This is a genomic window from Seohaeicola nanhaiensis, assembly GCF_042654245.1.
Taxonomy (GTDB): domain Bacteria; phylum Pseudomonadota; class Alphaproteobacteria; order Rhodobacterales; family Rhodobacteraceae; genus Seohaeicola_A; species Seohaeicola_A nanhaiensis.
Window position 1 is genome coordinate 33,946 of sequence record NZ_JBHSGI010000002.1, and the last position, 19,046, is coordinate 52,991.

Genomic DNA, 19,046 nt, shown 5'->3' on the forward strand with positions numbered 1-19,046 from the left:
CGTATCCCGGCCGGCTTTTTCTTGGGAGTAAGCGGGTGGACACCACGCTACTGGTCATCCAGATCCTGAACGGGTTGCAGCTGGGGCTATTGCTGTTCCTTGTCGCCTCGGGCCTGACGCTGGTTTTCGGAATCCTCGACTTCGTCAATCTCGCGCATGGGTCGCTATATATGCTGGGCGCCTTCATCTGCGCCTCGCTGACCTTCGCGCTGGGGAACTTCCTGCTGGCCGTGGTCGTGGCGCTGCCTATCGTAGGCGCCATCGGCTGGCTGACGGAACGGGTGGTCGCGCGCAATCTCTATGCCCGCGATCATCTTGATCAGGTACTGGCAACCTTCGGGCTGATCCTGGTATTCGAGACGCTCGCCCACCTGATCTGGGGGCCCCAGGGCATCGCAGTGCCCCTGCCCGACTGGCTGAACGGCCAGGTGGATCTGGGCGCGGGGATGCTGGTGCCGACCTTCCGCCTGCTGATCATCGCCGCAGGCCTTGCCGCTGCCGCCGGACTGTTCTGGCTGGTGAACTACACCCGTATCGGAATGCTGATCCGCGCCGGCGCGTCGAACCGCACGATGGTGTCGGCGCTGGGGATCGACATCCAGATGCTGTTCAGCCTGGTCTTCGCGCTGGGTGCGATGATGGCCGGTCTGGCCGGGATGCTGATCGCTCCGATCACCGAGGCCAATATCGGGATGGGCAACTCGATCATCATCACCGCCTTTGTGGTGATCATCGTCGGCGGCATCGGATCGATCAAGGGCGCCTTCATCGGCGCGCTGCTGATCGGGCTGATCGACACGCTGGGACGCGCCTTCCTTGATGATCTCTTCGGGCTCGTGATGTCCTCGGCCGCCGGAGAGAACTCGGCCCCGGCAGTCTCGGCCATGCTGATCTATCTTATCATGGCGCTGGTGCTGGCGCTCAAGCCGCAGGGCCTGTTCCCGCCAAAGGTGCGCTGATGACGATGACCCGACGTGGATGGCTGACCCTTGTCGTGCTGGTCCTGCTGGCGGTGCTGCCGCCCCTGTTCTACCTGAGCGGCCAGCCCTTCTATCTGGACCTCGCGACACGCCTGGTGATCCTGGCCATTGCGGCGGTCAGCCTGAACCTGATCCTCGGCTATGGCGGTCTGGTATCCTTCGGACACGCCGCCTTCGTCGGCCTTGGCGCCTATGCCGTCGGCATACCGGCACATCACTGGCTGTATGGCGGCTGGGACGCCGTCGCGACGTTGAGTGGCTGGCTGCACATCCCGCTGGCGGTGGGGGTCACCGCCCTGTTCGCCCTGCTGACCGGCCTCGTCTGCCTGCGCACCAGGGGGGTCTACTTCATCATGATCACCATGGCCTTCGCGCAAATGGTCTATTACCTCATCGTGTCGATCGAGGAATACGGCGGCGACGATGGGCTGGTGATCGACAGCCGCACCGAACTCGCGCTCTTCGACCTGGACAAGCCGCTGCAGATGTATGCGCTCTGCTTCCTGTCGCTGCTGGTCGCGCTCGGCCTCGTGCGAATGATCGTCAACTCTCGGTTCGGCATGGTGCTGCAGGGGGCCAAGGGCAACCCCGAGCGGATGGCGACACTGGGTTTCAACACCTATGCCTATCGCCTGACCGCCTATGTCATTTCGGGCGCGATGTGCGGGTATGCCGGGGCGCTCTTGGGCAACTTCACCACCTTCATCAGCCCCGAGATGATGGACTGGCACCGCTCGGGCGAGCTGATGTTCATGGTAATCCTCGGTGGTGCGGCCACGACCATCGGACCGGTTCTTGGCGCGGTTGTGTTCATCGTTCTGGAAGAGGCTCTGTCGAGCCTGCCGCAACCTTTCGGCATCTACTGGCAACTGCCGTTCGGCCTGCTGCTGATCGTCACCGTGCTGTTCGTGCGCGGCGGGCTGGCCGGTCTGCTGACCGGCCGGAAGGAGCGCTGAGATGACAGCGGTTCTGAAGGTCGAGGGGCTGAACAAGAGCTTTGGCGGGATCAAGGCGACCGACAACCTGAACCTGACGGTCGAGGCGGGGGAACTGCACGCGGTGATCGGTCCCAACGGCGCGGGCAAGACGACGATGATCAGCCAGCTGTGCGGTACCCAGATCCCCGACAGCGGGCGCGTGATGTTCAAGGGGCGCGACATCACACGGCTGGCGACCCATCGCCGCGCGCATCTGGGCATCACCCGGTCCTTCCAGATCACCTCGCTGATCATGGAGATGAGCGTGCTCGACAATATCGCGCTGGCGCTGCAGGCGCGCGAGGGCCATTCGTTCCGCTTCCTTCGGCCGGCGCGCAGCGTGGCGTCGCTGCGCGACCGGGGACGCGCCCTGCTGGAGCGGGTCGGGCTCGGCGACAAGGCGGATCACGCGACGGTCGCCCTGTCACATGGCGAACACCGCCGGATGGAGATTGCCATCGCGCTGGCCTCGGAGGCCGAGCTGATGCTGCTGGATGAACCGATGGCGGGCCTCGGTACACAGGAAAGCCTGGAGATGGTCGCCCTGCTGAAAGGTATCAAGGGCAAGCATTCGATCCTGCTGATCGAGCACGACATGGATGCGGTCTTTGCCCTGGCCGACCGCATTTCGGTTCTGGTCTACGGTCATATCATCGCCACCGGAACACCATCTGAAATCCGCGGCAACGAGGCGGTGCAGCACGCCTATCTGGGCGAGGAATGAGCATGCTCGAACTGAAGGACGTGACCGCGCATTATGGCACCAGTCAGGCGCTGTTCGGGATGTCGCTGACGCTGCAAAAGGGCGAGGTCGCCACGCTGCTGGGCCGCAACGGCATGGGGAAGACGACGACCATCAACACCATCATGGGGATCGTGAAGGCCTCGGGCGGGTCGATCCGCTTTGACGGTCAGGAACTGGTCGGGCGGCCCAGCTTTCGCACCGCGAACCTGGGGCTGGGGCTGGTGCCCGAGGGGCGGCAGATCTTCCCGAACCTGACGATGATGGAGAACCTGATCGCCACGGCGTCGAACCATCTGGGCCTGCCGGATCCCTGGACGGTGGAGAAGGTCTTTGCCCTCTTTCCGGAACTGGCGACTCGGGTCTCGTCGATGGGCAATCTCCTGTCCGGGGGCGAGCAACAGATGCTCGCGATCGGGCGGGCGCTGATGACCAACCCGAGGCTTCTGATCCTAGACGAGGCGACCGAGGGGCTGGCCCCGCTGGTGCGGCGGCGGATCTGGGAGGCGCTGACGCAGATCCGGGGGCAAGGCATGTCGATCCTTGTGGTCGACAAGAACCTGGTCGATCTGATGAAAATCGCGGACCGGCATTTCATCGTCCAACGCGGACAGGTGGAATGGGCCGGGACCAGCGCGGAACTGGCCGCCGATGAGGCGGTGCGGCGGCGCTATCTGGAGTTCTGATTGGGGCGTCCCAGCTAGGACGGGGGGTCAACATTCTGATTTCATTATGTAAAATAAGAGTGCCTTTCCGGGACACGTTTTTTAGCCGTCCGGGCCGCACCGTTTGCGCCCAGTGGCCGGGCGGCGGGGGAGCCCCGCCCTACCCGAGCACCGAGAAGCTGCTTTCGCTGTTCACTGCGCGTTTGCGGGAATAGAAGCCGGCGTCGATCTCGCGGTTGAGATAAGGCAGCGTGAAGCGCATCGACTGGGTGTCGTGGTCGGCGCCGGCTTCGCAATAGTCGACCAGCGCGGCCATCAGCTTGCCCGCAATGGGGGCGTTCTTGAACTGGTTCCCCGAGGTGCCGCAGGCCATGTAGAAGCCCGGCAATGCCGATTTGTCGTAGATCGGGATCCAGTCGGTCGAGGCGTCGTAGAGATCGACCACGCCGCGCATCCGGCTGGGAATGCCGAGCGTCGGCACCCTCTGGGCAAAGCGCATGGCCTGTGTGGTCCACTGCTCGGTGAAGTCTCGGTTATAGTGCTTGTCGTCCGGCGCCCATTGGTGCGGATCGCATTCCGGGTCTTCCGAGCCGATCAGAATGTGGTTGCCATGTTCAGGGCGAATGTAGCAGGCGATGTCGCTGTCCGAGACGATGGTGCCGAGGTTCTCGAAATCGAAATTCGGCGGACTGGGAACATGGACGACCTCCTGGCGCAGCGGGCGGGTCTGGATGGTCATGTCATCCAGCACGCCTGCCATTCGGTTGATGACGTGGGAGCCGGGACCCGCCACGTTGATGACCACGGGCGCGTGAATGTCCTCGCCCGAGGCGAGGCGCACGCCGCTGACGCGGCCGCCCTGCTGGAGGATATCGGTGACCTCGGCATTGAGGCGGGTTGTTGCGCCGTGTTGTGCGGCAGCGGCGAGAAGGTTCTGCGCCGAAAGCGCCGGGTCGGTGACATAACCGGCGTTGGGCCAGCAGACGGCCCCGCCCATGTGCCGCCCGCTGGGCTTGCCGAAGTCGGGGTCATCGAGGCGCCGGGCCGGGGCGAAGCTGTCGAGCGAGAAGATGGGCAGGCGATCCTTCACCTGCTGGGCAGAGAGTTCCTCGAAAGGACAGTTCAGTTCGGCGCTGTAGCGCTTGTGCTTTTCGAGGCGGCCGTTGGCCTCGGTCTTCATCACCAGGCAGCCGACCTCGCGAAAGGTGGCCAGATCGGTGCCGCGTGGCAGGCCGAGATAGTCGGCCCAGTCGCGCCAGTAGTGATAGCCCTCCCAGGCGAAGGCGGTGCCGTCGAAGGTGGAATAGTGCATCCGCACGATGGCGCAGGAGCCCGAGGTCGAGCCGTGGCCCGCCTGCGCGTTGCGGTCGAGCGAGAGCACCTTGCGGCCCTGTTTGGCAAGTTCGAATGCGATGGCGCCGCCGATGACGCCGGTGCCGATGATGATGACGTCAGGCATGGGGTCAGAGCGCCTCGACGATGGTGACATTGGCGATGCCGCCACCTTCGCACATGGTCTGCAGACCCCAGCGCTTGCCCCGCGCGCGCAGGGCGTGCACCAGCGTAGTCATCAGCTTGGCCCCCGAGCCGCCAAGCGGATGGCCAAGCGCGATGGCGCCGCCATTGACGTTCAACTTGTCGGGGTCCGCGCCGGTATGGGTCAGCCAGGCGAGCGGCACGGGGGCAAAGGCCTCGTTCACCTCGTAAAGGTCGATGTCGCCGATCTTCATGCCGGCGCGCTGCAGCGCACGGTCGGTGGCGAAGAGCGGTTCCTCGAGCATGATGACGGGGTCGCCCGCAGTCACTGTCAGGTTGTGGATCCGCGCGAGAGGGGTCAGGTTATGCGCCTTCAGCGCGCGTTCCGAGACCACCATGACCGCCGCGGCGCCGTCGCAGATCTGGCTGGCGTTGCCGGCGGTGATCTTGCCGCCCTCGACCAGGGTTTTCAGGCTGCCGATGCTTTCCAGGGTTGCGGTGTCACGGATGCCCTCGTCGGCGGTATGCATCTCGGCACCGTCCGGGGTTTCGATCTCGAGCGGCAGGATCTCGGCTGCGAAGGCGCCGCTGTCGCGGGCGGCGGTGGCCTTCTGATGGCTGCGCAGGGCGAAGGCGTCGAGATCGGCGCGGCTGTGGTGCCACTTGTCGGCGATCATCTCGGCGCCGGTGAACTGGCTGAAGATGGTCTGCGGGTATTTCGCGTCGAGACCGGGGCTGGTGGGCGAACCGGCCTGGGGATGGCGGCTCCACCGGCCGGTCGAGCCCATCGGCACGCGGCTCATGCTTTCGGCGCCGGCGGCAATCACCACGTCCTGCACGCCGGACATCACAGCCTGGGCGGCGAAGTGGATGGCCTGCTGGGACGAGCCGCACTGGCGGTCGATGGTGACGGCCGGAATCGACTGCGGCAGACCCGACGCCAGTACGGCGTTGCGGCCAAAGTGCAGGCCCTGCTCGCCCGCCTGGCTGACGCAGCCCATGATCACGTCGTCGATGGCGTCGGGGGCGATGTTTGCGCGGCGCGTCACCTCGTCGAGCACGGCGGCGGCGAGGTCGACGGGATGCCAGCCGCGGACACGACCGTCACGGCGGCCTCCGGCGGTGCGGGTGGCGGCGACGATATAGGCTTCGGGCATGTGATTGCTCCTTGGGGTCAGGTCAAACGGGCGGTCAGGATGCGCAGGCCCAGCGCCCCGAAGGAGAGCGCAAAGGCGGCCTCGAAGGCACGGCGCAGGCGAAGGCAGGTGCGGTTGATCGCGGTGCCGGCGGTTGTCAAAGTCGCGGGGTCCGGCGAACTGCTGGCGATGAAGGCGGCGGTCAGGATCGCCGGCAGGTTGATGTCTTGCAGCATGGGCCTTGCCCTTTCGTCGGCGCCATCCAAGCCGCGCGGGAGCGCGGCGTCAATCGTTCAGAGCTGGGCGCTGGGGCGGGCCTTGATGGCTTCGTGCCAGGCGCGGGTGGCAGTGTTGGCTTCGGGGATGCGCAGCTTGATCACCCGGGCGAATTCGACGAAGACGAAGGTGGTGATATCGGCCAGGCTGAAGGTGTCGAGGGCGACATAGCGGCTGGCCTGCAGGCGCTGTTCCAGCATCTCGAAGAAGGCAGTGGCGCGGATCATGCCGCGTTCGGCGAGTTCGGGGATCTGGGCGTGGTTCACGGTGCCGGGCAGCGCGCGGTCCTTCATGTGGGGGTTGCCGTTGCGCAGCGCCTCGGCGATGGGCATTCCGCCCTGCTGTTCCGCGATGGCGTTCCACATCAGCACCAGGCCCTTCTCTTCGGGTGTGGTGCCCATCAGCGGCGGTTCGGGGAAAGCGGCTTCGAGATAGGCGGCGATGCCGAGGTTTTCGGTAAGGACGGTGCCCTCGTCGGTGACAAGCACTGGGACGGTGGCGCGGGGATTCACGGCGAGGAAGTCAGGAGAGAGCTGTTCGCGCTCGGCCAGCGAGATGTTGCGGGTTTCGGGCGTCAGGCCCTTTTCGGCGATGAACATGCGCGCGCGGCGCGGGTTTGGCGCGGTGGAGCAGTCGTAGAACAGCATGGTGGTTCCTCCCTGCGCGCACCTTTGTGCGCCCCTGGCCCGGAGGCAAGCCTGACGCTGCGGCGCGGGGCGAAATCCTGCCGTGTTTGCTCAGGCCAGCGCGCGGGCGACGGCGCGGGCGATCACGCGTTCCTCGTCGGTGCGGATCACCAGGATCTCGGTGGGGCCGAGGCCGATGTCGGTGGCGCCGGCGTCATTGGCCTCGGTATCGAGATGGAGGCCAAGGAATTCCATGCCCTCCATGATCCGGGCGCGGATCGGGGCGGCATTCTCGCCGATGCCGCCGCAGAAGACCACGGCATCGAGACCGCCGAGAACCGCCGCCATCGCGCCAAGTTCGCGGCGGATTCGGAAGACGTAATAGTCGATGGTCTCGGCCGCGCGGGGATCGTCGCTGGCCAGCAGGGTGCGCATGTCGTGGCTGATCTCGGACAGGCCCTTGAGACCGCTTTCGAGGTAGAGCATCTGCTCGATCTGCGCGGCGCTCATGCCCTTGGCCATGAGGTAGAGCAACACGCCGGGATCGAGCTGGCCGCAGCGTGTGCCCATCGGCAGCCCGTCGAGCGCCGAGAACCCCATGGTCGAGCCGATCGAGCGGCCCTCGTGGACTGCGCACATCGAGGCGCCGTTGCCGAGATGGGCGATCACCACCCTGCCCCGCGCGAGTTCGGGACGTTCCCTGGCCACGACCCCGGTCACATAGTCGTAGGACAGCCCGTGGAAGCCGTAGCGGCGCACGCCCTCGTCATAGAGGTGCCGCGGCAGGGCGAAGGTGTCGTTCACGAAGGGGTGGCCGCGGTGGAAGGCAGTGTCGAAACAGCCGATCTGAAGCGCCTGCGGAAAGGCCTCCTGCGCGGCGGCGACGGCGGCAAGGTTGTGCGGCTGATGCAGCGGGGCGAGCGGTACCAGCGTGGCGAGCTGGGCGAGGATGTCCGCTGTCAGCTCGACCGGAGCGCCGAAGGCCTTGCCACCGTGAACGATGCGATGGCCGACACCGGCGACGCGGCGACCGGCCAGAACCGGTTCGACGGCCTGCAGGATCGTGCGCACGGCGGTGGTATGATCGGCAGGGCCAATCTCCTGCTCGGGCGCGCCCTTCAGCTTGAGCCGGGCCACGGGGCCGAGATTTTCGACCTGACCGGCCAGCAATATCTCGGGTTCGGCGGCGGCGCCATAGACGGCGAACTTCAGCGAGGAGCTGCCGGCATTCAGCGTCAGGATCGCGGTCATGTGCCGGACCTCGCCGCATGCAGGACGGCGACGGCGCAGGAGGCAAGGCGGCTTTTGTCGTCATCGGCCCGGCTGGTCAGAATCACCGGACACCGCGCCCCCAGAACGATCCCGGCGGACTGGGCATGGGCAAGATAGGTCAGTTCCTTGGCCAGCATGTTGCCCGCCTCCATATTCGGGGCGACAAGAATTTCGGCACGGCCGGCGACCAGCGACTGGATGCCCTTTGTGCGGGCGGCCGCGAGGTTGACAGCATTGTCCATCGCCAAGGGGCCATCGACGAGGCCGCCCGTGATCTGACCCCGGTCGGCCATCTTGGACAGGATCGCCGCGTCGAGCGTCGAGGGAATCGCCGGATTGACGGTTTCGATTGCCGAAAGAATGCCGACGCGCGGCTCTGCCAAACCGAGGGAATGCGCGAGGTCGATGGCATTCTGGACGATGTCGGCCTTTTCCATCAGGTCGGGGGCGATGTTGATGGCGGCATCGGTGACCATCAGAAGATGGTCGAGACCGGGCACATCCATGACGAATACATGCGAGAGGCGTCGGCCGGTCCTGAGGCCGACGTCCCGGGCGAGGATGGCGCCAAGAAAGGTGTCGGTGTGCAGGTGGCCCTTCATCAGCGCCTGCGCGCGGCCTTCGTGGATCAGCGCCACCGCCTGCGCTGCGGCGGCTTTGGCGTCTTGCGCCGGGACGATTTCGAAGCCGGAGATATCCAGCCCCGCCGCGGCCGCCGCGGCGGCGATGCGCGTGGGCTCGCCCACCAGGATCGGCTCGATCAGGGTGTGGCGTGCGGCAAGGATCGGGCCTGCGAGCGCATCGGCCTCTTCCGGGGCGACCACGGCGGTCCGCATGGGCGGCAGCGGCGCGGCGGCTTCGAGCAGGCGGTCGAAATGTTCGTGATCCTTCAGGATCAGGCCCGGCAGGTCGGAGAGATCGAAGCTGAGCGCGCGGGCCGGGGCGATCACCTCGGCCTCGCCTTCAAGCACCGGGCGTCCATCCTGGGTTTCGACCGTCGTGGCAAAGCGGACGCGTCGGCCCTCGGCCTTTTCGAGCAATTTGACCCGGACGGTCAGGGTGTCGCCGGCCTGCGCCTGGCTGACGAAGCGGAGCGACTGGCTGCGATAGACCGTGCCCGGCCCCGGCAGTTCGCAGCCGAGCAGAGCCGAGACCAGCGAAGCGATCCACATCGGCGGGGCCAGCGCCTCGGGCGCTCCGTCGCCGTCTCCGTCCTCTTTCGGGAGGTGCATGGGGTTCAGGTTACCCGACGAATTGGCGAAGACATAAAGGTCATCGGGGTGGAGCACGCGGGTCTGCGTGGCCTCCATCCCGACTTGGAGGTCATCGAAGGGGATATTGTGCAGCTGCGTTCGGGTCACCTGGATGTCCTTTCTGGTCGGTCAGGGCAGGCTAGCGCAGGAGTGAACCTTTTGGGAGAGAACGTCAGCGCCCGGACCAGCGTGCCAGGGAGGATGACGCCGCTGTCCAGAGCGGGCGCGACCTATCTGCTGTAGATGAAGCAGCGCTCGGGCACGGCGCCGGCGGGCAGCGGCAGTTCGGTCAGGGTGTCGAAATACATCCGGTCGCTTGACACCATCAGGCCGCCCCGGGCCAGCAGCGGTTCGACAAGGGGCGAAATCAGGCGGGCGAAGGCGTCGTTCTTGGCGCGGTTGTGGCCGCCGAGATCGGCGTGGACCAGGCTGGCCGTCGCGCCGAAGCGCTCCAGCGCGGCGGGCAGCGTGTCGCGCACGTCGCCCAGGATCGCCATCTCGTCGGGCGGCGTGGAGTCGGGATGCGAGGCGATGGCACGCTCGAACACATAGATCGGTCGGCCCGAGACCTTCTCGCGCAAGTGGTGATAGGTGCGCCCGTTCCCGAGCCCGAGTTCGAACACCGGGCCGGGCATGGCGGCGGTTTCGGCGATGGCGTGGTCGAGGCAGGCGCGTTGCGACACCATGCGGTCGATGAAGAGATCGAGGCGGCTCATATACTTTCGCTCCTTTGCGGGCGGCTGAATGGATAGATGCCAGAAGAAAAGCGGAAAGAGTAGCCTTTGCGGGCCGCCAATAACGTTTGACGCCGGGGGCAGCCCCGCGCCAAGGTAGGGCCGAAGATCGGCTTGCCCTACGGCGGCCCCACCAGAGCGGCAGGCAACATCCGGGCATATGGCACCATTGCTGACAGTTGAGAACCTGAGCGTCGGCTTTGGCCGTGCTGAACCTGTGGTGCGTGACGTGAGTTTCCAGGTCGCGGCGGGCGAGACGCTAGCGCTGGTGGGGGAATCGGGATCGGGCAAGACCGTCACCTGCCGGGCAATCCTGCGCATCCTGCCCCGCGCGGCGCGGCTGTATGGCGGGCGGATCCTGCTGAACGGGCGCGACGGGCTGCAGGATCTGAGCGCGATGTCGCGGCGCGAGCTGCGCCGGGTGCGCGGTAACACGGTGGCGATGGTGTTTCAGGAACCCATGCGCTCGCTCTCGCCGCTGCACACGCTGGGCAATCAGGTGGCCGAGGTGCTGTGGCTGCATCGGGGTTGCAGCGAAAAAGAAGCGCGGCGGCAGGTGCTGGACACCTTTGCGCGGGTCGGCTTTCCCGACCCGGAGCGGGCCTATGGCTCATATCCTTTCGAGATGTCCGGCGGGATGCGGCAGCGCGCAATGATCGCGATGGCTATGGTCGGCAAGCCCGACCTGCTGATCGCGGACGAACCGACGACCGCACTGGATGTGACCACGCAGGCGCAGGTCCTGGGGCTGATGAAGGAGCTGCAGCAGGAGACCGGGATGGCGATGATCCTGGTCACCCATGATCTGGGCGTGGTGGCCAATATGGCCGAGCAGGTCGTGGTGATGCACAAGGGCCGGGTGATGGAGTCGGGCGCCGCCCGGGCGGTGCTGGGCGATCCTGCGCACCCCTACACGCGCCAGCTGTTCGACGCGGCGCTGGCGATACCGGCGCAGGCGGCACCCTGCGACACCGCCCGGCGCGAGGATATGATCCTCGAGCTGAAGGGTGTCAGCAAGACCTACACCATGCGCAGCAAATCGGCATGGAAGCCGGAAGTTCTGATCCGTGCCTGCCGGGGCGTCGATCTGGCGCTGCCACGCGGGCGCACGTTGGCGATCGTCGGCGAGAGCGGGTCGGGCAAGACCACGGCGGCGCGGATCGCGCTGGGGGCGGAAAAGCCCGATCCCGGCGGCGAGGTTCTGTTCCGTCAGGCCCCCGGCGGCGCGCCGATTGCGGTGCACGACCTGAACCGGGCCGCGCGGACCGCATTCCAGAAACAGGCGCAGATGGTGTTTCAGGATCCCTATTCGTCACTGTCGCCGCGGATGCGCATTCTGGACGCGCTGTGCGAGCCGCTGGAAATCCACAATATCGGCAACCGGAGCGAACGGCGCGACCGCGCCGCGGCGATGCTGGCGCAGGTCGGGCTGACCTCGGACATGCTGATGCGCTATCCGCACGCCTTTTCTGGCGGCCAGCGACAGCGGCTGTCGATCGCGCGCGCGCTGATGCTGGCCCCTTCGCTGCTGGTCTGCGACGAGCCGACCTCGGCGCTGGACGTTTCGGTGCAGGAGCAGATCCTGACGCTGCTTGAGGATATCCGCGACCGGCTGGGCCTGAGCTATCTGTTCATCAGCCACGATCTGGCGGTGGTCGCGCGCATTGCCGACGAGGTGGCGGTGATGCGCCAGGGGCTGGTGGTCGAGCAGGCCCCGCCCGAGGTGCTGTTCCACTGCCCGCGTCACCCCTACACCAAAGCGCTGATCGCGGCACAACCGACGCCCGATATAAGCTGTCCGATCAACCTCAAGCTGGTGGCGCTGGGCGCGGGATCACCGGAAAGCTGGCCCGAGGCCTTCCGTTTTTCCGACAGCGTGGTACCGTCGCTGACGCAGGTGAACCCAGGTCACAAGGTGAGATGCCATGTTTAGGATAGTGCGCGCTCTTGCGGTCATGCTGGCGAGCGTGGCCGGCGGCGCAGTCCTTGCGGCGCCGCAACTGAAGGAAACGCCCTATTGGACCGAGAGGGTCTCGAAGGGCGAGTTGCCGCCTGTGGCGGAGCGGGTGCCCGCAGAGCCGCTGGTCGTCGATCTGGAAGCGAAGGGGCGCACCTTCGGCACGCCGGGCGGCACGTTGACGACGCTGGTGTCCCGCGACCGGGATATCCGGATGATGGTGGTTTACGGCTACGCCCGTCTGATGGGCTATGACGAGCAATACCATCTCGTACCCGACCTTCTGGCAAGTGTGGATATCGAGGACGACAAGGTCTTTACCCTCCATTTGCGCAAGGGTCACAAATGGTCGGACGGGGCGCCCTTCACGTCCGCCGATTTTGCCTATTTCTGGGAGGACGTCGCCAACAACGCCGAACTCAGCCCCTCGGGACCGCCGGATTTCCTGCGCATCGAAGGCAAGTATCCCACGGTGACGACGCCGGATGAGACCACAGTGGTCTATGCCTGGGAGGCGCCCAATCCGCTGTTCCTGCAGACGCTGGCGCAGGCGCGTCCGCCGTTCATCTATCGCCCGGCGCATGTGCTGAAGAAATACCACGTCAAATATGCCGACCCCGCCGAGCTGGCGGCGGAGGTGGCGGAGGCCCGGGTCAAGAGCTGGGCCGCGCTGCACAACGGGGTGGATAATATGTACGACTTCGACAACCCCGAGCTGCCGACGCTGCAGCCCTGGGTGAACAAGTCGGACGGCAAGAAGATCCGCCACAAGTTCGAACGCAATCCCTACTACCACAGGATCGACAGCCATGGGGTGCAGCTGCCCTATATCGACGCGGTCGAGATGGAGATCGTTTCGGGCGGGCTGATCGCGGCCAAGGCGAATGCGGGCGAGACCGACCTTCAGGGGCGCGGGCTGGATTTTCGCGACATTCCGATCCTTCGCAAGGGAGAGGCAGACGGCAAGCCCTACCGGACCCTGCTCTGGGCCAATGGCGTGGCGAGCCAGATCGCGATCTATCCCAACCTCAATTGCGCGGATAGTGTCTGGCGCGACGTCCTGCGCGACGTACGGGTACGGCGGGCGCTTTCGCTGGGGATTGATCGGGTGGCGATCAACCGGGCGCTGTATTTCAAGATGGCCAAGCCCGGCGCGATGGCGGTTCTGCCCCAGAGTGCGTTCTACGACGAGGAGAACACGAAGGCCTGGGCCAACTTCGACGCGGCACAGGCCAACCTGCTGCTGGACGAGGCGGGGCTGGACAAACGCCAGGGCGATGGAACGCGGCTGCTGCCCGACGGGCGCCCGATGGAGCTGATCATCGAAACGGCCGGCGAGCGGCAGGAGGTGGAGAACGCCCTGCAGATCGTCACCGACACCTGGCGGGACATCGGGGTAAAGCTGGTGATGCGCCCGCTGGACCGGGACATCCTGCGCAACCGGATATATGCGGGCACGACCATGGCCTCGGTCTGGTATGGGTGGGACAACGGCATCCCGCAGTCCTATACCTCGCCCGATTTCCTGGCCCCGCGCCAGCAGGAGTTCTTCGCCTGGCCCAAGTGGGGCCAGTATTACCAGACCAATGGCGGCTCGGGCGAGCCACCCGACATGGAGGCGCCCAAGCGGCTGCTGGAACTGTCGCACGATTGGGAAAAGGCGGGCGATGACGCGGCTCGGGCCGAGATCTGGCGCGAGATGCTGAAGATCCATGCCGACAACGTCTTTGGCATCGGCATCCTGTCGGAGGCGCCGCAGCCCATCGTGGTGAGCAACAACCTGAAGAACGTGCCGCTGCAGGCCATCTGGGCCTGGGATCCGGGCGCGCATTTCGGGGTGCACCGGATGGACGAGTTCTATTTCGAAGGTGGCCGGAAGTAATGCAGATCCTGCGCTATGCGATCTATCGCTTCGGCACGATGCTGCTGACGCTGCTGGTCGTTTCGGCACTGATCTTTGCCATCATCAACCTGCCGCCGGGCGATTATCTGTCGAACCAGATTTCCGAGCTTAAATCGACCGGCCAGTCGGCGGGGATCGCCAAGGCGGAATTCCTGCGCAAGGAATATGCGCTCGACCGGCCGCTGTGGCAGCAATATCTGATCTGGGTCGGCTTCATGCCCGGCCCGCACGGGTTTTCCGGGCTGATCCAGGGCAATTTCGGCTGGTCTTTCGAGTTTGACCGGCCGGTATCCGAGATCGTTGGAGATTCTCTCTGGCTGACGGTGCTGGTGAACCTGGCGGCCGTGCTGTTCGTCTATATGGTCGCCCTGCCCCTTGGCGTGCTGGCGGCGGCACGGTCGCGGACCTGGGTCGATTATTCCTCGGCCTTCGTCGGATATCTCGGGCTGGCCACGCCGAACTTTCTGCTGGCGCTGATCCTGTTCTATTACGGGCATCGCTACATGGATCTGCCGATCGGCGGGCTGATGGACCCCTCGTTCGAGGGTGAGCCGATGAGCTGGGCGAAGGTGCAGTCGATTCTCTGGCACCTGATCGTGCCGACCTTCGTGATCGGCACCTCGGGCGCGGCGGCGATGATGCAGCGGCTGCGCGCCAACATGCTGGACGAGCTGGGCAAACCCTACGTCGAGACTGCCATCGCCAAGGGGATGAGCCCGCGCAGGATGCTGACGAAATACCCGCTGCGCGTCGCCTTCAACCCCTTCGTCGCCGATATCGGCAATCTGCTGCCCTCGATGGTGTCGGGATCGGTGCTGGTGTCCGTCGTGCTTGGCCTGCAGACCATCGGGCCGACCCTGCTGACCGCGCTGCGGGCGCAGGATCAATTCCTGGCCGGGTTCGTGCTGATGTTCGTCGCGCTGCTGACACTGCTGGGCACGATGATCTCGGACGTTCTGCTGGTGCTGCTCGATCCGCGCATCCGCTATGAAGGGCGCGAGACATGAGCGTGCTGCCGGACGGGCGGTATGTCGACGACGCCCCTTTTGACCCGCAGCAGTCGATCCAGACAATCGAGCGCAGGGATCTGGATGCGCCGGCCCGCGTGCTGATCTGGCGCAAGTTCAAGACGCACCGTCTGGGGCTGATCTCGGGCATCTTCCTGTTGCTGTGCTATGTGATGCTGCCCTTCGCCGGCTTCATCGCGCCCTACACGCCGAACGAGCGGTTTTCGGAGAACCTCTATTCGCCGCCGCAGGGCATTCACCTTTGGCATGAGGGCGAGTTCATCGGACCCTTCGTCTATCCGATGACCTCGGAGCCCAACATGGAAACCTTCAAGTGGGAGTTCAAGCCGGACACCAGCGCTCCGCAGAAACTGCGGTTCTTCTGCAAGGGTGCGAGCTATCCGCTGGCCGGGATGATCGAAACCGACCGCCACCTGTTCTGCGCGCCCGACGGGGTAACGGTCTTTCTGTGGGGATCGGACCGGCTGGGCCGCGACATGTTCAGCCGCATTCTTTACGGCGCGCAGCTGAGCCTGACGGTCGGGCTGATCGGCATCACGGTTTCCTTCGTGCTGGGGATCTTCTTCGGGTCGGTCGCTGGCTATTTCGGCGGCGGGATCGACTGGGTGATCAACCGGGTGATCGAGATCCTGCGGTCACTGCCGGAACTCCCGCTGTGGCTGGCGCTGTCGGCGGCTGTGCCGTCGAACTGGGGGCCGGTTGCGGTGTTCTTCATCATTTCGGTGATCCTCGGGATCCTCGACTGGCCCGGGCTGGCGCGGTCGGTGCGGTCCAAATTCCTGTCGCTGCGCGAGGAAGAATACGTCCGCGCCGCGGAAATGATGGGCGCAAGCTCGGGCCGGGTGATTCGAAAACACCTGCTGCCGAACTTCATGAGTCACCTGATCGCCTCGGCGACTCTTTCCATTCCGGCGATGATCCTGGGTGAAACGGCCCTATCGTTTCTCGGGCTGGGATTGCGCGCACCGGCGGTGAGCTGGGGCGTGATGCTTAACGATGCGCAGAACCTGGTGAACGTAGAGATATACTGGTGGACCGCTTTGCCCATGCTGCCCATCATCATCGTCGTTCTGGCGTTCAATTTCCTGGGCGACGGGCTGCGCGACAGCCTTGACCCCTACGAGCAATGATTACCACACTGTAATCATCGCCACAGACGGCTGTATGAAACCGTCCGTATTTTACCGAGTTATCTCCCAGAGGTCGCCATGTTGACCGGGTTGAACAGGAGATTTGTAACGAATGAGACCGGACATGAACCCCAGCAGCTTTGACCTGGTCGCCCCGCCCGAAGACCGCCCGATGCCCACACGCTGGAGCGAGGGCAGCCGACGGGACGGGGAAACCATCCTCGACATCGAAACCGCCGTCACGTTGAACTGCGTTGTAGGCCGTATCTTTGATACCGCTGCCTCGTGGAGCGAGCTGCTGAAGGACCTGGGCCGCACGGGTTTTGTGCTTCAATTCGACGGACCGCGTCTTGTTCTGGTGAATGAACACACCGGACAGGGGCTATGCACCTGCGCGGCGCTGGGGCACAGCTTCCGAACGCTTCTGGCGCGGCTCGGCAAGCCGAGCGTTCTGGCAGATTCCGGACGACTTGTGGCGCGCCCCGGCCGCTGAGCCGGTTCAGCGGTCGTCGCCACCGACGCCTTTCATGTCCTCCAATGCATCGTCGTCCAATGCTGAGAGTGCTGCTCCGGTAATGGTGTCGCGCTGTTCCGGAGTAAGATGTTCGATATGGCCGTCGGCCAGCCGGACGGTGACCTCGCGATGGGCGAACCTGATGCCTTCCCGGGCAAAGAGCGCCCGGATTTCCTCGTAAACACGCTTGCGGATCAGCCACTGGTCGCCCGGCTTGGTCATGAACTTGACCCGGATGATCATCGCGCTGTCCTGCATCTCGATCACGCCCTGACTCTTCAATGGCTGGATGAAGTTTTCCCCGATCACCGGATCTTCCAGCAGCTCCTGACCCAGTTTCTTGATGAGCTTGCGCACCTTTTCCACGTCGGTGTCATAGGTGACTCGCAGCGGCAGTTTCATGATGACCCAGTCGCGCGAATAATTGGTGAGGACCTGGATTTCGCCGAAGGGAATGGTGTGCAGCGCGCCGAGGTGATGGCGCAGCTGGAACGAGCGGACGGAGATCTTTTCGACCGTGCCCTTGACCGAGTTGATGTCGATATACTCGCCCTTGCGGAAGGCGTCGTCGATCAGAAAGAAGGCGCCCGAGAAGATGTCGCGAACCAACGTCTGCGCGCCAAAGCCGACGGCGAGGCCGACGACCCCTGCCCCGGCGAAGAGCGGGCTGACGTTGATGCCCATTTCCAGCAGGGCGATCAGGCCGATCGAAACCACGACAACCGCCAGGATGGCGCCGCGGAACAGGGGCAGCAGGGTGGCGAGGCGGCTGGCGCTGGTCGCCCCGCCTTCATCGCCGAGTTCGGCCTCGTCCATTTCGGGCGCCTCTTCGGCGATCTTGCTGTCGATCCAGATGCGGAAGACGTGATAGACGATATATCCCATGAAAAGGATCACCGTGACATCCATAAGCCGCCCCACAAGGGACTCGCGCAGGAAGGTACTGTCGGGATCCCAGATGCGCAGCAAAGCATAGGCGCCGGCGACAAAGGCAAGGATGCCGGCGACGCGGCGGGCGAGATCCTCGTAGGTGTTGAAGGTGGGCCGCGCGGGGGGCGGGACCGCCTCGGCTTCGGCCTCTTCCAGTGCGTCGGCGGCGGCCATGTCCTGATTGATCCGCTCGCGCGCGATCGAGCGATGGAAATAGCGTTCGATCCCGTAGTTGATCACGCCGTAGACGACGATGATCGACAGGAAGACGCCATAGGCCCCCATGACCAGCGGCACCGACTCGGGCAATTCCATGACCAGATCGAAGGCCAATTCGAACCAGCCGAAGATCACATAGGCCACCAGCAGCGGCGCCCATCCGAGCGCGACCATCTTCGTCACCCAGGACAGATCCTGCATCGGCTTGCCGCGACGGATGGCCCGGGTGATGGCGCGGGCGTTGAATGCGATCATCGCCAGATTGGCCAGCGCGCCGACCAGCGACAGCAGGCCATAAAGCAGCGCGTAAACGTTGTAGTTCAGCCCGAAGTCGTGAATCCAGGTGCCGAACATGATCGCGGCGACGTTGTAACCACCGAGGAGCGAGGCCCAGTAATACAACCGCTTCGCGTCGCGGTCGCTGAAGTCCGGGATGCGATATTGCGGCAGGAAGGGCGACAGGATCATGCGCCAGACATCGGCCAGCGTGCGGGCGATGAACCAGCCGAGGAAGATCGCGGTGACCGTGAACTGAACCGAGAGATCGTTGGACTGCCCCCAGATCAGCAGGCCCAGCAGATAGGCCACGGCCATACCAAAGACGGTGCCGCCGACGCCCATCAGGAAGCGGAAGACCAGGAATGGCATCTTCTCGCGATAGCCTTCCGGGCGCTCGAGCACACGTGCCACCACAAACCTGCGCGCGATGCGCTGCCCGTAGATGTGGATTGCCGCGAACCGCCCCACCAGCAAAAGCGCGACCGTCCAGAAGAACACCATCACATAGGTCATGATGGCGCCTTCGGGACTGGTCGCGCGCAGGATATAGGCGACCTCGTTCAGCGAATTGGGCAGCGCGTCGAGCCTTTCGCGCAGGGTATCGCGAAAGCGCGTCATCTCGGACTGCGCCTTCATCAGCGTCGAGGCGCCCTCCATCGTATGAGCCGGCGCCTGCGGCGTCGGCTCGGCTGTCGCGGCGGGGGGAGACCCGACGACCGTGCCATTCTTGTCGATGACGATGACACTGACGCCCGCCGCTGTTGCCTCGCGGATGGCCTTGGTGAGCGCGTCGGTCTCGGCCGCTTCAGCCTGCTGGGCCTGCGCGGCGACGGGCAGAGCCAATACGAGCAGCAACGCCGCAATCCACTGCAGCATCAGCTTGTGCATCCCATCCCCGCCGGTTTTGCTTCTTTGTCGCAAAACGCTACAGGAGGGGGGCAAAGCGCGC

The 19,046-nt window shown here is 65.0% G+C and carries 17 protein-coding genes; 9 read left to right on the top strand and 8 right to left on the bottom strand.

The annotated features are described in order from the left end of the window. Positions 1 to 35 precede the first annotated feature (35 nt). The 4 genes from ACFO5X_RS00240 to ACFO5X_RS00255 are packed head-to-tail and all read left to right on the top strand — an operon-like array spanning position 36 to position 3,385. On the top strand, positions 36 to 959 hold the full coding sequence (locus ACFO5X_RS00240) for a branched-chain amino acid ABC transporter permease (RefSeq protein ID WP_380714791.1): 924 nt from the start codon (positions 36 to 38) through the stop codon (positions 957 to 959). Beyond that, a complete protein-coding gene (locus ACFO5X_RS00245) occupies positions 959 to 1,936 on the top strand; it encodes a branched-chain amino acid ABC transporter permease (protein ID WP_380714793.1) in 978 nt (325 codons plus the stop codon). Before ACFO5X_RS00240 ends, ACFO5X_RS00245 begins: the two co-directional genes overlap by 1 nt. Before the next feature lies 1 nt (position 1,937). Then, positions 1,938 to 2,681 (top strand): ABC transporter ATP-binding protein, encoded by a 744-nt coding sequence (locus ACFO5X_RS00250; protein ID WP_380714794.1) that lies wholly within the window; start codon positions 1,938 to 1,940, stop codon positions 2,679 to 2,681. A 2-nt stretch (positions 2,682 to 2,683) separates the two neighbouring features. Further along, a complete protein-coding gene (locus ACFO5X_RS00255) occupies positions 2,684 to 3,385 on the top strand; it encodes an ABC transporter ATP-binding protein (protein WP_380714795.1) in 702 nt (233 codons plus the stop codon). Positions 3,386 to 3,524: 139 nt separating this feature from the next. On the opposite strand, the gene ACFO5X_RS00260 is transcribed toward ACFO5X_RS00255, so the two are convergent. From ACFO5X_RS00260 to ACFO5X_RS00290, 7 genes are all read right to left on the bottom strand, one after another. After that, positions 3,525 to 4,823 (bottom strand): NAD(P)/FAD-dependent oxidoreductase, encoded by a 1,299-nt coding sequence (locus tag ACFO5X_RS00260; RefSeq protein ID WP_380714796.1) that lies wholly within the window; start codon positions 4,821 to 4,823, stop codon positions 3,525 to 3,527. A gap of 4 nt (positions 4,824 to 4,827) precedes the next feature. Further along, on the bottom strand, positions 4,828 to 5,997 hold the full coding sequence (locus ACFO5X_RS00265) for an acetyl-CoA C-acetyltransferase (protein WP_380714797.1): 1,170 nt from the start codon (positions 5,995 to 5,997) through the stop codon (positions 4,828 to 4,830). 17 nt (positions 5,998 to 6,014) lie between these two features. Continuing rightward, entirely contained in the window at positions 6,015 to 6,212 is a 198-nt protein-coding gene (locus tag ACFO5X_RS00270) for a hypothetical protein (protein WP_380714798.1), read from the bottom strand. A gap of 57 nt (positions 6,213 to 6,269) precedes the next feature. Next, on the bottom strand, positions 6,270 to 6,899 hold the full coding sequence (locus tag ACFO5X_RS00275; RefSeq protein WP_380714799.1) for a glutathione S-transferase family protein: 630 nt from the start codon (positions 6,897 to 6,899) through the stop codon (positions 6,270 to 6,272). Positions 6,900 to 6,989: 90 nt separating this feature from the next. Beyond that, positions 6,990 to 8,129 carry an acetate/propionate family kinase gene (locus ACFO5X_RS00280; RefSeq protein WP_380714800.1) on the bottom strand — a complete coding sequence of 380 codons (1,140 nt, stop codon included), beginning with the start codon at positions 8,127 to 8,129 and terminating at the stop codon, positions 6,990 to 6,992. Continuing rightward, a complete protein-coding gene (locus ACFO5X_RS00285) occupies positions 8,126 to 9,511 on the bottom strand; it encodes a bifunctional enoyl-CoA hydratase/phosphate acetyltransferase (protein WP_380714801.1) in 1,386 nt (461 codons plus the stop codon). Before ACFO5X_RS00285 ends, ACFO5X_RS00280 begins: the two co-directional genes overlap by 4 nt. Positions 9,512 to 9,633: 122 nt before the next feature. After that, positions 9,634 to 10,119 carry a class I SAM-dependent methyltransferase gene (locus ACFO5X_RS00290; RefSeq protein WP_380714802.1) on the bottom strand — a complete coding sequence of 162 codons (486 nt, stop codon included), beginning with the start codon at positions 10,117 to 10,119 and terminating at the stop codon, positions 9,634 to 9,636. Between the two features lie 178 nt (positions 10,120 to 10,297). On the opposite strand from ACFO5X_RS00290, the gene ACFO5X_RS00295 reads away from it, so the two are divergent. The 5 genes from ACFO5X_RS00295 (at position 10,298) to ACFO5X_RS00315 (ending at position 16,648) form a co-directional block, all read left to right on the top strand. Then, the gene (locus ACFO5X_RS00295) at positions 10,298 to 12,070 is read left to right on the top strand and encodes an ABC transporter ATP-binding protein (protein WP_380714804.1); all 1,773 of its coding nucleotides are present in this window, start codon (positions 10,298 to 10,300) and stop codon (positions 12,068 to 12,070) included. Beyond that, positions 12,063 to 13,976: an ABC transporter substrate-binding protein gene (locus ACFO5X_RS00300; protein ID WP_380714806.1), complete on the top strand. Its 1,914-nt coding sequence runs from the start codon at positions 12,063 to 12,065 to the stop codon at positions 13,974 to 13,976. The genes ACFO5X_RS00295 and ACFO5X_RS00300 overlap by 8 nt, the downstream gene beginning before the upstream one ends. Beyond that, the gene (locus tag ACFO5X_RS00305; protein WP_380714808.1) at positions 13,976 to 15,004 is read left to right on the top strand and encodes an ABC transporter permease; all 1,029 of its coding nucleotides are present in this window, start codon (positions 13,976 to 13,978) and stop codon (positions 15,002 to 15,004) included. Before ACFO5X_RS00300 ends, ACFO5X_RS00305 begins: the two co-directional genes overlap by 1 nt. Then, the gene (locus tag ACFO5X_RS00310) at positions 15,001 to 16,155 is read left to right on the top strand and encodes an ABC transporter permease (RefSeq protein WP_380714810.1); all 1,155 of its coding nucleotides are present in this window, start codon (positions 15,001 to 15,003) and stop codon (positions 16,153 to 16,155) included. The genes ACFO5X_RS00305 and ACFO5X_RS00310 overlap by 4 nt, the downstream gene beginning before the upstream one ends. Before the next feature lie 112 nt (positions 16,156 to 16,267). After that, entirely contained in the window at positions 16,268 to 16,648 is a 381-nt protein-coding gene (locus tag ACFO5X_RS00315) for a hypothetical protein (protein WP_380714812.1), read from the top strand. 6 nt (positions 16,649 to 16,654) lie between these two features. On the opposite strand, the gene ACFO5X_RS00320 is transcribed toward ACFO5X_RS00315, so the two are convergent. After that, entirely contained in the window at positions 16,655 to 18,985 is a 2,331-nt protein-coding gene (locus ACFO5X_RS00320) for a mechanosensitive ion channel family protein (RefSeq protein ID WP_380714814.1), read from the bottom strand. Positions 18,986 to 19,046: the final 61 nt, after the last annotated feature.